Origin of the sequence: Anatilimnocola aggregata, assembly GCF_007747655.1 — a bacterium.
Classification (GTDB): domain Bacteria; phylum Planctomycetota; class Planctomycetia; order Pirellulales; family Pirellulaceae; genus Anatilimnocola; species Anatilimnocola aggregata.
In genome coordinates this window covers 4,276,732-4,290,074 of record NZ_CP036274.1, presented here as the reverse complement: position 1 = coordinate 4,290,074, position 13,343 = coordinate 4,276,732, and the positions used below count along the sequence as shown (strand labels likewise).

Here is a 13,343-nt window from a genome sequence, read left to right as displayed (position 1 = left end):
TTTGCTTTTGCGCTCGCAGCGGAAAAGGCAATCGCCATTCTAAACACGTTCTTAATAATAAGACGTGTGGGGGCATGAATGTCTATTTCAGTGAGGTGTCAATTACCAAGAAACTAGTTGACCTCATAACGTGCGATGCATTAGAGTTCAATCGGTTTGAATGGCAATGATGGTTAGTAGTGTGCTGTGACATAACTATAGTCCTCCAACAAGGCGGTCGCTCGGTTGGAATCGGCTATTAGCCTTCATACCCATTTTGTTGCCAGCTTATGGAGTGCCATTCGCTGAATTCAGTCCGAGCACGGCCAGCAATCTCGCTGCCATGCTAGTCCGGGAAGGAGATGTTCTTGCCAACGCTCTTCGCCGACGAGATTCGTTCGCTGATGCTCCGTAGTGAGTCGATTCAGCGTTTCATGCAGGATTCACCCATATTCGGCGACGTTTGGGTGGCCTATGCCGCACTGGCCGATCCCCAGAAGTCGAAGCGAGAGAGCGAATCCGACGATGAGCGGATTGATCTCCTGCTGTATCCGCATCGCGATTCCAGTGCGGCGGCCTTGGCCGAGGAGATTCGCAAGCGACTTGCGCAAGAGCTCATTGAAGGTTCACCAGTCCCAAAGTACCGTCTGTCGCTCAACGACACTCACGTTGCCGTGCGATTGTCCTTTGCAGAACTAATCCGCGTGGCGCTGCCGCTGACAAAGTGGTGGCAGCAGTATGTTTGCAAATTCGCGGCGATTGACGAAGGTGCGAATGAAGATAGTGCGGAAGGCGAGTCTGAATCGGATGCTGAGTCGGAAGTTAGCGCGCCAACCACAATGGAACGAATTATCGCTTTGCTGGACAATCCCGACGTTGTGCAAAGATTGATTCAGCATCTGGAAAACCCGGATGCCCCGCGGCATTCCGACTCCGAACCGTATGCCATTTCCTACGATTTGATTTGGATGATCCGCATTGTCGGCACCATCGCTAGAAAAGTTGTCGAAAAACGAAAGACCGATAAGCACACGCCAACCAAGCTGATCGAAGCGACGCGCAACCTGCTGAACGGAGCTAAACAGAGCGACCCACTGGGTTTTCATTTGTGGTCAGTCTCATTGAATCGACAAATCACCATCAGCACCTCCAAATCGACGGCGACAATTAAGGCCGACGCGGCACGCCTGCTCTTCACACCAAAATCCAATAATCTATGCTGGGCCGTGATCGACAGCGGAATTGACGCCACGCACATTGCCTTTCGCAAATTCGATGAAACTGGAGTTAAGAAGCTGCCGGAGTTCGGTCCAAAGACGACCAAAGAGCAACCAACTAAAAAGCAAAGCGCTAAGCCGAAGACGGCTGTCCACAATTCTCGCGTCGTCAAAACGTTCGATTTCACTAAGTTTCGAGAATTGCTCGAAATCCCGATTGTGGGCACCGCGGAAGCAAGTTCAATCAATCCCGTTGACGAGAGGAAAGCCAAATCGACTCAAGACGCGCTTATGAACGGGCAGATGCTGTTGTGGGACCAGATCGCTAGCAGTATCGAGGTTGACTACCTCACCAATGGAATCGAAAATTCGATTCCCAAGATTCAGCACGGCACTCACGTCGCGGGAATTCTGGCCGCCGATTGGCGCCCCGGCGATAAGCCAGGACCACCCGGCGGAGTGCTGCAAGGAGTTTGCCCCGATATCACTCTTTACGACTTGCGGGTCGTTAACGAACGGTCGACAGGGGCTGAATTTAACGTGCTGGCCGCCCTGCAATTCATTCGCTTTATCAATTCTGGCAAAGATCAACCGGTTGTTCATGGCGTGAACATCAGCATGTCGATTCCGCACGATGTGGCTAACTATGCCTGCGGCAGGACTCCCATTTGCGATGAATGCGATCGACTGGTGGGTTCGGGAGTCGTCGTGGTGGCAGCAGCTGGCAATCTTGGCTACGCGCAGTTCACGACCGACCTGGGTCTGCGCTCCGATGGCTATCGGGCGGTTAGCATCACGGATCCTGGAAATGCGGAATTGGCGATTACGGTCGGTGCCACGCATCGCAGCCATCCTCACCGGTACGGCGTATCGTATTTTTCGAGTCGCGGCCCGACGGGCGATGGACGCGCGAAGCCTGACATCTTGGCACCAGGCGAGAAAATCATGGCCCCCGTTCCCAATGGGGATGCGAAAGCGCTCGATGGCACGAGTATGGCCGCCCCTCACGTCAGCGGGGCCGCAGCACTCCTCATGGCGCGTCATCCAGAATTAATCGGGCGTCCCGCCGACATCAAGCGCATTTTGTGCTCGACCGCGACCGACCTAGGACGAACTCGCGAGTTCCAGGGGGCGGGAATGCTGGATGTGCTGCGTGCACTACAGTCCGTTTAACTTTTTGCCTGTCAGGAAATCACTAATTATGCAGGAGGAACGATGATCTTCTCATTGGAAGCGCTCCAGGCCGACCACGGCGACGCGTTGATTCTGCACTACGGCGATGCGAGCAATCCGAAGTTCATATTGATCGACGGCGGGCCGACAGCGGCCGGCTATCATGATGTGATCAAGGCGCGGCTGCAGGAGATTCACGCTGCGTTTTTCGACGAAGACGTGCCGTTGCCGCTCGAGATGTTGATGGTCAGCCATATCGACGATGACCACATCGACGGACTGCTAGAACTTACACGCGAGGCGATCGAGCGGGACGATGAGGGGTCCAGCCCGCTGTACGACATTCGAACTCTCTGGTTCAACAGTTTTGACGAAATCCTGGGGAACAAGCCAGCCGAGATCGCGAGCGTGGTGGCGTCGGTGATGGCGGATCGCAATTCACCGATTCTGGGGACGAGCGTCGGCGATCACTTCATTTCCGATGTGCTGGCCAGTGTCCCCCAGGGGCGTCGCTTGCGCGCCGATGCCAAACGGTTGGGCCTCACTCCGAATCTCTTCTTTCGGAATCCCGATGGATCTCCAGCTCTCGTGGCAGCGCTTGATGACGGCCCGCGAAAGTTAGACTTCGGCAACGGCTTGTCGCTGACGGTGATCGGCCCCAGCAAAAAGCGGATCAGCGATTTGCACGACAAGTGGGAACAAGAAATCGCAAATGATCCGTCCCCGGAGACCATCGCAGAGCTTGCTGCTAATGCAGATCTGTCCGTCCCCAATCTTTCCAGCATTGTCGTCTTGGCCGAGTTTGGCGGAAAGAGCATGCTCCTGACAGGCGATGCACGCAGCGACGATGTGCTTAAAGGATTGATTAGCGCCGAGTTGATCGACAACGGTAGCGATACGCTCAGCGTCGACCTACTGAAGCTGATGCACCACGGCAGCAATCGCAACGTCACGAAGACGTTCTTCCGCCGTGTGCGGGCGAGGCATTACGTGGTTTCGGGAAATGGCGAGCACAATAATCCTGATATCGATACGTTTGAAGAGATGCTGGAGCCCGGTCGAGAAGACTCGGACGACTTTACGATTCACTTAACCAATGCCGACGGCAAGCATGATTTCGGAACCAAGATCCAGGCCTATGAAGCTCGCAAAAACGGCCGGGGGAGAACTTTCTCGCTGAAGTTTCGCGACGATTCTGCGCTTTCGATCATTGTCGATTTGCTCGAGCCAGTGAATTACTGAGCGCGCGACTTGTTGATCAGCTGCCACCCGGAGCCGCCACTAGCCATTGAACGGGGGCCGACTCGAGTTCCAAAGCCTCAGTGCGCAGCAGTGCCTGCGATGGCTTATGCGAATGACGATCGATCAGACCAGCATGGGAACGTTTCGCAGGTCGAATTCGGGCGGGGGTGGACAAGCAGGATTCACCCATTGAATCACCTCGGCCCAGCCGGCGCTGTCGTCGTCATGTTGCAAATAACCGTGGATTGGCCGTACCACCGACCACCCGTCTTTCATGTGAACGCTGAGCACAGGATCGAACAGCTTGCCATTGATCACCTCATCGACGTACTGCTCGATGGTCATTGCCCCGCGGTACTTGCCATAACCCGGCAAACGGCTTGCGCCCACCATTCGCCAGAGATTCTCTTGCTGCACGAGGCTGCGAGCCTGGTCAGTTAGAGCATGACCGAGTCCGTGGTGTTGATGGCGGGGATGGACCATGATATCTGCACCGTAGAGCGTTGGACCATTCGGTACGTGGTCCAGGAATGTCCCGCCGGCGGTGAGTACATCCCACGAGTCATCGAGGTGGAAGTCGGCCATGCGGAGTCGTAGCGTAAAGTGCACGCCAGCAACTTCGTTGCAAGTTTGGTCGATTGCCACGAATTGCCCCTGCGGAAACACTTGCAGGTGGTCCTCAAGCTCCTCGAGCGTGTAGGGCTTCTCCGTGGGGTAGACCAGTTGACAGATTTCGATGATCGCCTGGCAATGTGACCGTTCAACGAGGGAGATGCGATAGTTAGCGGGAAGCATGAAAACACTCTGCTTTGCTGAAATCTGAAGGCTACTTAATCACGCAGGCACGCGATGTGTTCACGAGACACAAAAAGCATACGACCAGATGCTCGTGTGGGCAGCGGTTTCTCGCGGGTGCGACGTGCTGGCTTGTTGAGGTTGGTACCGGACCTATGGCTTATAGGCTCCATTACGATTAGACCGGGGACGGCTAGCACTCTCTCGGCACCCATCGCCTCTTCACTACAGGACCTTGCATGAAAACCAGAATCTGCCTTATCCTCTTCTCACTTTGCCAATTTGGCGAGTCACTCGCCTCGATGGGAGCCGAACCGACGCGCCCGCTCGTCGTTGCGCATCGCGGACTCCTCCATCACGCACCAGAAAACACGCTTGCCAACTTCCGGGCCTGCCTGGAACTTCGCAGCGGGTTCGAGTTCGATGTCGAACGCACGAAAGATGGACAGCTGATCTGCATTCACGACAGCACTGTCGAGCGAACGACGAACGGTACAGGCAAGGTTTCCGAGCTGACACTGGAGCAAGTCCGCCGACTGGATGCCGGGAGTTGGTTCGACCTGTCATTCGCCGGCGAAAAAGTGCCCACGATCGAAGAGGTTCTCAGGCTCGTCGCGGAATATCGGCGACATGAGGTTCTGATTGCCGTCGATCTTAAAGCCTCGTTTGTCGAAAAAGATGTGGTGCGCCTGGCCGAGGAACACCAGGTTCTCGACCGCCTGATCTTCATCGGCAGAACGATTTCCGAGCCGCAAGTGCGCGAGCAAATCAAGCTGGCTGCGCCCAAGGCCCAAACCGCAGTTGTCGCCAACGACGAGGATGAATTCCCTGCTGCGCTCGCGGCAAGAAACGCCGACTGGGTATATTTCCGCTATCTGCCGCCCCAAGCGCAGATGACAGCCGTGCATAAGGCTCGCAAGCGGGCCTTCATTGCCGGGACAACAGTAAGCGGCAATCTTCCGGACAATTGGCAGCGCGCGGCCGATGTGGGGATGGATGGTATTTTGACCGACTACCCACTCGAATTGCGAGCGGCGATTCGCCGAAAACGCAACCAATAGCCTGATCCGAAATCATGTCAGAGCGTTTGCGAATCGAGTGCCGAATCCGCTCAAACGGTCTTTTTGCTCATGGCTTAGGACTTGGCAGAGCCCCTTGTGGAACTGACAACATTTCTGGAGAGAACGCAAACGCAGCTGGGGCATTGAGCATGACTAGCGGACTAATCGGAGACTTGGCTCGGTCCAGCGACCACACTTTACCACGATGCTCTGCGGGGACAGGAAGAATCAGCAAGTGTCCCTTGTCGATCAGGTCTGGCTTTACTTCGACGCCGGCAGGGTCAAAAAAGCGAGGCGGACCAGCGGGAATGTAATTGGTGTAGATCGCCAGCCGGGTCGTTTCGGTTGGCACAAAAAAATACAACTTGGGGGTCGGCGTTCCTTGGCTGTTTGTCCATCCGCTCATTGTCAGTGGCGTGTCCGCAGGCACGGAAAACCGAAACGGCCGTTTCTGACTAATGATCTGCACACGATAGAGACCAGCAAGTGGCAAGTTGACTTCCGTTGTCGACCATTCGGTGCGCCACTCAGCCCCGGTGACGATGGACTGTGCCGTGACTTGTTTTCCATCGGGGGCGGTGATCAGGAATTGCACCGGCAGTTCCGTGGCAATGCGAGGACGGAAGACGAAATCCCTGCTATTCGTCAACAGCTGAAATTCCAACGTGTTATTCAAAAATAGCACCGGTTCCGGGCTGTCGGGCTTTATCTGAGCCGGTGTTGTCGAGAGTCGGACCAGCGGGCCTTGGAAACGTCGGCCGACAATGTCTTGCGGCTGAAAGTCTGCCACTCCCTCGTCAACCATCTTCTTAATTTGCTCATCCGTGGTTCGCTGAACTGTCTTCCAGCCCGGAGCAGCCTGATCCTGCCAGTCGAACGTCTTAGCCAATTCGACATTGCCGGCCAATCGCTCGTCGCGCGCTAAGAGTTGTGACAAGCGAAAGGCATGAATCATGGATGAGTCGTAGATGCTCCACATGTAACGCATCAATCGTTCGGCAGCTACACGCTGCTCTGCCGAACCTCGCGGGGCGAGCTGATGCTCGAAGTACAAGCGCAGGTAGACGACATAGCGACCGTAGTCGGCCACGCGTGCGGCCCCCGCTGGATCTCGTTCGGCAAGTTTCGCGGCGTCTTGAATGTCGCGGAACGACAGCCCTAATTCGTGGGAAGTAAGGTGAAATCCCTTCGACCAGCGAGTGAGCATCTGCCGCATCGGCGGCGCTGCCGGACCAAAGGAGTCGCGCAGAAACTCTTCAAACAAGGCATCGACATCTGTATCAGGCTGCCAGGATAGCCGCGAACCGATGTACCAGGCTGGCCCCATCGCGCCCGAACTAAACGTCGACTCACAGAGAAAACTATCAACGCCCCGGCGATGCCAGCCCCGCATGCGGTCGGGACCAAACTCCAGCGGGTCGAAGGTTGGCAGATCATGCGACCAGTCGGGGATCGACCAATAGTCGTAGATTCCCATTCGCGAAACTTTCTGGCTCCAGGCATCGAGCAGTTGATCGGGAGTCAGTCCCGTGCGTTGGAATGCGTAGGGAATTACCTGAACATAGACATTAGGTTCGAGAGGAATCGACGGCACCGCAGCATGCTCGTGATAGGCGAAGAGGCTCACCTTTCCGTCCGGAAACTCCTTCCGCACTGCGCGAGCAACTTGATTGGCCACGTGAAACACCCGATCGCTCGTGTTGCCAATAGCGAGGGACTCGGGAGCCGTACAATGCCCGCCACCATCGGCGGGTTCAACCGAAACTGCCCACGAGTGAGGATCAGCCGGATCGCGTTTTTGCCGCAGTCGATAGTCGTCTACACGATCTTTGACGAAGAGATCGACGACATCCTGGTTCCCCACGCAAAACTTGGAGATCAGCGACCAAGGGACACGCTCGCCATTCACCATCGCCCGCCATTCGGGATGGGCTTCGAGTTCCTTCCGATGCTTCAGGTTAAACGCTTCGCCAGAATGCCCGGCCACGCGAAACTCACCGCCGAAGCGATTTCGCCGCTGCCACTCAGTCCACCGAGCTTGGAGTTGCCGCTTCGGGTCGAGGGGCAAATTGCCGCCGAACCCACCAGATCCTGCAAAGACTCGCGATCGGAAGGCTGGCTTAATGGCAAAGGGCTTGCGAATGCGGATGTCGTTACGCTGAGGAATAATCTTCCAGTGCTCCGCCGGAAAATACCAGCGGCAACCTAACTGCTCCAGATACAGGTAGACCGCGTGCGATAAACCGTTGTCCGATCGAGAAATGATCCAAAGCTTTGTCTCGCCATCGGGCCAGAACACACACGCTTCGCGGCTATCGGGCGGCAGCAGCTTTATTGCATCAGAAGGAACTTGAGGATCGTCAGCTTTCATCAAAATGATGCCGGCGGGCGGACCGTCCGCTGATGACGAGAAATCGGAGCCAGTCATCTGCTTGAGCGTAACTCGCAAGTCATCGACCGCTGCCTTTAGTTCCGGCCGCATCGTTTGCGGCACCGTCAGTTGCTTCCCGTAGAGAAGTGACGGTTCGGCAGCGTCCACGCTGAGTGCGGCAAGGTGCCCGCCGAGAAAGAAGGCCAACATCGTGGAAAGTGATGTCATGAAACTCAGACGCAAACAACTATGAGGCTGATGGTTCATGGTTGTAACCTGCGCGGACTGGAGAGGAATTCGTGAGGGTGCCTGTGACTAAGTGCTGAATTCTAGCAAGATAACTTCTGCCAAGTGCTGAACTACGACTGTTGCGGTTGGATTGGAGATCAGCTGCCACGATACGTGGAGTAACCAAAGGGACTCAACAGCAGCGGGACGTGATAGTGTTCGGAAGTCGCCGTCACGATAAACTCGACAGTTACTTGCGGATAAAACGTCGACGCCTGAAGCTCCGCGTAATAGTTGCCTGTGTCGAATGTCAAACGATAGCGACCTTGGACCATTGAAGCACGATCCAGCAAGTTCACAACGCGGCCGTCGTCGTTCGTGGTCCCCGTTCCGCACAACTGCCATTGCCCGGTGTTTTCCCACAGTTCCAGCCGAACCGCCACGCCTGCGGCTGGCTTGCCACGGGAGACATCAAGGATGTGCGTCGTGATCGGACTGTTAGCGGTCATTGGATTTCGTTTTCATTGATGAGCTTAAGCGGCCAGCTTTTCGAGCCGCAGTAACGTAATCTTCAGTTGTTCGGCCGCTGCGATGTTGAGTTCCGTGCTGGCTTCGTTCGAAAGTCGAGATTCGAGCAGCGCTAACATTTCGTCCGCACTCTTGCCGGTAGCACAGACAATGAAGATATGGCCGAACCGCTCTTCGTACTCACGATTGTAGCGCGCTAGATCGCGCAAGGTATCGTTTCTGGCTTGCGCAACGCTCGCTTGTTCACCGGAAGCCCAGCCTGCAGTGCTACGATATTTCTTCTGCAGACTTTCTAGATCGCCAATCTTCGGATGGGCGGCGAAAGCAGCCAGCCATTCTTCGCGCGGCAGGGACCACCAGATTTCGCTGGCACTGGCAACGACTTCCGCATCACTCGCAAATGGGCAGCGTTTGAGCATCTGCTCAATCCAGCCTGGTGCAGCGCAGCAGTTCTCGAACGCCTCTCGGGCGGCTTGCTCGCTCCACGAATTGATTCTCTCAGCGACGGAGATGCGAAGAACCTTGGTAGGTGTTCGGCTTAGCATCTGGCCAATTGGCTGTTCGCGGTGAACACCATCGGCGAAGACGAGATTTCCGCGCACATAGGTTCGGGTGACTTTCCCACTGACAGTAAAACCGTCGTAGGGAGTCACATTGTGGCGATGGAACAGTTCATCGCCTTGAATGGTCCAAGTAGGGTCCGGGTCCCAGACGACTAAATCCGCATCGTAGCCAGGAGCAATCTTTCCTTTGCGATGCGCGAGCCCCACCAGTTCGGCAGGTGCGACCGCAAGCCATCGGCTGAGCAGCGATAGATCGTGGCAGCCTTGCTTCCCCAGGAACGTCCACACCGCCGAAAGGGTCAGCTGTACCGAAGCAATTCCGCCCCAGGCGGTTGAGAAGTTGCCCGTGTCGATGGACTTCATTTCCAGTGGACAAGGAGAATGGTCCGAGCCGATCGTGTCGATTGTCCCATCCAGTAGACCACCGAAGAGGAGCGTCGCTTCCCCCGTGCGGATCGGCGGCGCGCACTTGAAGCGAGTATCGCCATCGCTGATCTTCGTGCCGTCGAAGAATAGATAGTGGGGACACGTTTCCACCGTGATGGGCAATCGTTCTTGCTTGGCCGCTGCTATTATCGGCAGTGCTGTGCTCGTCGCCAAATGAACAATATGGACAGGGCACCGATATTCGCGGCACAGGCGAATCATCAGTTCGATCGCATCCAGTTCCCATTGTTCAGGGCGGGAAGTGACAAATTGCGAAAATGAGCGAACATCAGTCACAGCTGGCGAAGACAAGGTCAGCAACTCCGCATGCACCAACAGTGGCACTCCAGCGCGGGCCAAGAGTGGCATCGCTGCGCGCAGGTCTTGCTCTGTAGCATTCGGAAACTCGTCGAGACCGGAATGACACAAAAATGCTTTAATGCCCAGGACGCCTGCCTCGATCAGTGCTGGCAATTGGTCAGCGTTACCGGGGACTAGCCCACCGTAAAAGCCAACATCCACCCAGCACTTGCCAGCAGCTGCGCTTCGCTTCTCGGCCAGTGCTATCGCGTCCGTAGTAACCGGAATGCTGTTGAGCGGCATATCGACGATGGTTGTCACGCCACCAGCTGCTGCGGCACGTGTGGCAGTCTCGAAGCCCTCCCAATTGGTCCCGGGTTCGTTGATGTGAACATGCGCATCAATCACGCCAGGCGAAATGACCAAATCACCAAGGTCATCGACAACAAAGGTGGCCAATTCGACGTCGATCGATTCCACTCGTTGAATTTTTCCCGACTCAATGACGACGATGGCGGGGCCCACACCGTTTGGCGTCACCACCCGGGTACTGCGGAGCGCAAAGCTGCGTGGCCCTGGGTTCACGACGCTTCCTGACTGCCACGCCGCACCACGGCGCTGATCAGGCCATGCGGTTCATCGGTTGGGATGAAGGTGACGTTGGCATTCTTCAAACCCAGCGGCGTTAAGTTCGCCGGCAGGTGATGTTGATTGGGCATCGTGATCGAAATTTCGTCGATCTCCACGCAGCGTGCGAAAACAGCTTCGGCCATCTGAAACAGCGTGGCCTGTACCGATGGACTGAATTCGCGAGCGAACACGCGGAGAAACTCGGCGCGAATGGACTGTCGAATAGCCAACCAATCGGTACACAAGTTCGCGCAGGGCCAACTCGCTTCGATCGCTGTGGCGAAGATGCGGTCATCCGTTTCCGGCAGCGTCGTCAACCGATCGCGCAGAAAACCAGAGAATCCCGATCCCGTTGTCTTTAACACGCGCAAGCCCCGCAGGCCCGAGCGCATCGTCGTTGCCTGGCGATTCGCAGCAATCTCGCAGCAGTATTCCTCACCGGCAGACGCCACAAAACTATGTGCCTCTTCTTCGCCATCCAGATTGATTCGCGTCCAGGGCCGCTCTTCCAACGAAACAGTGACCTGGCTGACATGCGCGTAGGTTTCGAGAAAATGAGCGGCCAGCCGCAGACCGAATGCTTCGATCGATGGAACGCCATGCTCGTTCGCCAAGGCATACACCGTGTTCTTCATGGTGTCGGTTGCGACAATCAGATGATTGTCTGCGGCTGTGAAAGCTGCGGCAAAGTCACCATCGAGCGAAATCGCCGCCGTCAGTTCGATGAACTCGTGTCGCGGACCATTGCGCGTGATTCGCGACAAGCGGACTCGCGACTTACCATAGCGTTGACTGTATAGATGAGCGGTCATCGGATCTTCACTCTTGTGACAACTGGGCGAGGGTCCGCGCGAGTACTTCCACGCCGGCCTGAATGGCCGCGGGCGACGCGTATTCATCGGGACGATGACTGACGCCGCCGCGGCAGGGGATAAAGATCATCGATGTCGGCGCGATGAGGGCCATGAAGAGGGAATCGTGATAGGCCCGGCTAATCATTTTTAACGACGGCAAATTGGCAGCACGCGTCGCGTTTTCAATCGCGGCGACGACCGTTTCATCGCAGCGGGCCGGCGGATCCGCATTGATGAGCGTGACCGTGGTCGCAACATTTCGCCTGTTACCCACACTGGCTGCCTGCTGCTGAATGCTAGTTAACACCTGATCGCGGCGCACCAGATCGATATCGCGAACATCAACCGTCATTTCGCAGCGGCTGGGAATGCTATTAATTGCCCCAGGGTGAACTTCCAGAATGCCGACGGTCGCAACCGTATCGGCACCACCAAGTTCGCGGGCTGCTCGCTCCGCAGCTAGTGCAAGTTCAGCGGCAGGCAAGAGGGCGTCTTTGCGCTGAGGCATCAAAACCGCACCTGCGTGACCACCTTCGCCGACAAAGGTGACTCGTAGCGCCGCTGGCGCTGCAATGGCTGTCACAATGCCAATGGGTAAGTTTTGCTGCTCGAGCAATGGACCTTGTTCGATGTGCAATTCGACAAACGCACGATAGCAACCGGCCGGCAACGGAACCGTGTCGAGCGATCCCACGCAACCAGCAGCAGTGCGTGTGATTTCGAACGTCTCGTCCTGCTCGTCACGCAGGTCAGCGGCGGCTGGCGGGGTTAAGCGACCACTCATTAGTCGGCTTCCCAAACAGCCGATGCCATAGCGGGTCGGCTCTTCGGCGTTGAACATAATCACTTCCAGCGAACGCTGGGGCTGGAAGCCGCTTTCGCGCAAGGCAGCAATCGCTTCGATGGCTCCGATCACGCCGACCGTACCGTCGTAGCGACCGGAATGTGGAATTGCGTCGCAGTGCGAACCTGTTGCTACGGGAGGCAATTCAGGCTTAGTTCCCAGCCAGCGGCCAAAGATGTTGCCCGCAGCATCAAGGCGAACTTGCAAGCCAACTTGCTGCATCAAGTCGCAGATAAATTGGCGGCCGAGCATGTCGGTCGGTGTGAACAGCACGCGCGTGACCGCGGGGGACGGTGCGTCAGAAAACTCGGCGAGCCGATCGAGATTGCGGCCGATGCGCTCGCTGTTGATCGCTAACCGAAGCTCCGTCATCCCTTCTCCTCAAGTCCGTCGCGATGAATGTCTTTGTAATAAATATAGCTGGCAGGCTGCTTGCCCATCGCCACAAACCACTGCGGGCAGTGAGATCCCATCCAAATAATGTCCCCGGCAGTCACCGGATAGTGGTCTTCGCCCAAGCGATAGACACCCGCACCGGCCAACATCTGCAGCCCATGTTCCATCACATGGATTTCGACAAACGGAAGCGTTGCGCCCGGCTGATAGGTGAAAATGTTCACGGCCAGATCAAAGGCTGGTTCGATCGGCAGCAGCGTCTTCAATCGGGCATCGGGGTCGCCGAGAAACGCTTTCGCTTCGACATCGGCCGCATGACCGATGACGACTTGTGGCGCCGCAGTTCCCTTCAGTGGTCGATAAACTTTCTCAAAAACAATCAGTTTCGCCGCCGCGCTTGCCGAGATCGAATGCGAAGTTCCTGCAGGAAAATAGGCATAGCCGCCAGAAGTCAGCGCGGTCGCATTGCTCGCACTCGAGCAATGAACGTCTACGCCCCCTTCGAGCACATAGATCAAACGCTGAACGGACTCGTGCGGCTGAGCGCTCTTGGCACCTGGTGCAAGTACGGCCGTGTATTGCGTAAACCGGGCTCCGAGTTCGGGCGTGATATGGAAAAACGCAGTCGCACTTTCCCAGCCCAGCAGTGGCGATGGGACGTGTGTATCGGGAGTGATCAGAGCGTAGTTGCGTCTGATGCGCGAACGGGTCGCGCCGAAAACTTCCATCGAGGAGT

General features: G+C 56.4%; 10 protein-coding genes. 3 read left to right on the top strand and 7 right to left on the bottom strand.

What is annotated here, in order from left to right; translation table 11 throughout:
• Positions 1–347: 347 nt before the first annotated feature.
• Together ETAA8_RS16245 and ETAA8_RS16240 are read left to right on the top strand one after the other, a co-directional pair.
• On the top strand, positions 348–2,369 hold the full coding sequence (locus ETAA8_RS16245) for a S8 family serine peptidase (protein WP_202921877.1): 2,022 nt from the start codon (positions 348–350) through the stop codon (positions 2,367–2,369).
• 42 nt (positions 2,370–2,411) lie between these two features.
• Positions 2,412–3,611, top strand: a complete 1,200-nt coding sequence (locus tag ETAA8_RS16240; RefSeq protein WP_145090314.1) for a ComEC/Rec2 family competence protein — start codon at positions 2,412–2,414, stop codon at positions 3,609–3,611.
• 123 nt (positions 3,612–3,734) lie between these two features.
• On the opposite strand, the gene ETAA8_RS16235 is transcribed toward ETAA8_RS16240, so the two are convergent.
• Positions 3,735–4,406 (bottom strand): GNAT family N-acetyltransferase, encoded by a 672-nt coding sequence (locus ETAA8_RS16235; protein WP_145090311.1) that lies wholly within the window; start codon positions 4,404–4,406, stop codon positions 3,735–3,737.
• 239 nt (positions 4,407–4,645) lie between these two features.
• On the opposite strand from ETAA8_RS16235, the gene ETAA8_RS16230 reads away from it, so the two are divergent.
• Positions 4,646–5,467 (top strand): glycerophosphodiester phosphodiesterase, encoded by an 822-nt coding sequence (locus ETAA8_RS16230; protein ID WP_145090308.1) that lies wholly within the window; start codon positions 4,646–4,648, stop codon positions 5,465–5,467.
• A 67-nt stretch (positions 5,468–5,534) separates the two neighbouring features.
• Here the strand turns inward: ETAA8_RS16230 and ETAA8_RS16225 are convergent, their stop codons facing one another.
• The 6 genes from ETAA8_RS16225 to allE all read right to left on the bottom strand — a co-directional run bounded on the left by ETAA8_RS16225 (position 5,535) and on the right by allE (position 13,335).
• Positions 5,535–8,066 carry a DUF4838 domain-containing protein gene (locus ETAA8_RS16225; RefSeq protein WP_202921876.1) on the bottom strand — a complete coding sequence of 844 codons (2,532 nt, stop codon included), beginning with the start codon at positions 8,064–8,066 and terminating at the stop codon, positions 5,535–5,537.
• 158 nt (positions 8,067–8,224) lie between these two features.
• On the bottom strand, positions 8,225–8,575 hold the full coding sequence (gene uraH, locus ETAA8_RS16220; RefSeq protein ID WP_145090302.1) for a hydroxyisourate hydrolase: 351 nt from the start codon (positions 8,573–8,575) through the stop codon (positions 8,225–8,227).
• A 24-nt stretch (positions 8,576–8,599) separates the two neighbouring features.
• Positions 8,600–10,468, bottom strand: coding sequence for an allantoinase AllB (gene allB, locus ETAA8_RS16215; RefSeq protein WP_202921875.1), 1,869 nt, complete (start codon positions 10,466–10,468; stop codon positions 8,600–8,602).
• Positions 10,465–11,325 carry a factor-independent urate hydroxylase gene (pucL, locus tag ETAA8_RS16210; RefSeq protein ID WP_202921874.1) on the bottom strand — a complete coding sequence of 287 codons (861 nt, stop codon included), beginning with the start codon at positions 11,323–11,325 and terminating at the stop codon, positions 10,465–10,467. Before pucL ends, allB begins: the two co-directional genes overlap by 4 nt.
• A gap of 7 nt (positions 11,326–11,332) precedes the next feature.
• Positions 11,333–12,583, bottom strand: coding sequence for a M20 family metallo-hydrolase (locus tag ETAA8_RS16205; RefSeq protein WP_145090297.1), 1,251 nt, complete (start codon positions 12,581–12,583; stop codon positions 11,333–11,335).
• Complete coding sequence (gene allE / locus ETAA8_RS16200) at positions 12,580–13,335, bottom strand: (S)-ureidoglycine aminohydrolase (protein WP_145090295.1); 756 nt, start codon at positions 13,333–13,335, stop codon at positions 12,580–12,582. The genes ETAA8_RS16205 and allE overlap by 4 nt, the downstream gene beginning before the upstream one ends.
• Positions 13,336–13,343 lie beyond the last annotated feature (8 nt).

Bases quoted from the DNA above. Each gene is read 5' to 3' on its own strand.
- ETAA8_RS16235 (WP_145090311.1), bottom strand. From the start codon at position 4,406: ATGCTTCCCGCTAACTATCGCATCTCCCTCGTTGAACGGTCACATTGC.
- ETAA8_RS16205 (WP_145090297.1), bottom strand. From the start codon at position 12,583: ATGACGGAGCTTCGGTTAGCGATCAACAGCGAGCGCATCGGCCGCAAT.
- ETAA8_RS16225 (WP_202921876.1), bottom strand. From the start codon at position 8,066: ATGACATCACTTTCCACGATGTTGGCCTTCTTTCTCGGCGGGCACCTT.
- allE (WP_145090295.1), bottom strand. From the start codon at position 13,335: ATGGAAGTTTTCGGCGCGACCCGTTCGCGCATCAGACGCAACTACGCT.
- ETAA8_RS16240 (WP_145090314.1), top strand. From the start codon at position 2,412: ATGATCTTCTCATTGGAAGCGCTCCAGGCCGACCACGGCGACGCGTTG.
- uraH (WP_145090302.1), bottom strand. From the start codon at position 8,575: ATGACCGCTAACAGTCCGATCACGACGCACATCCTTGATGTCTCCCGT.
- pucL (WP_202921874.1), bottom strand. From the start codon at position 11,325: ATGACCGCTCATCTATACAGTCAACGCTATGGTAAGTCGCGAGTCCGC.
- ETAA8_RS16230 (WP_145090308.1), top strand. From the start codon at position 4,646: ATGAAAACCAGAATCTGCCTTATCCTCTTCTCACTTTGCCAATTTGGC.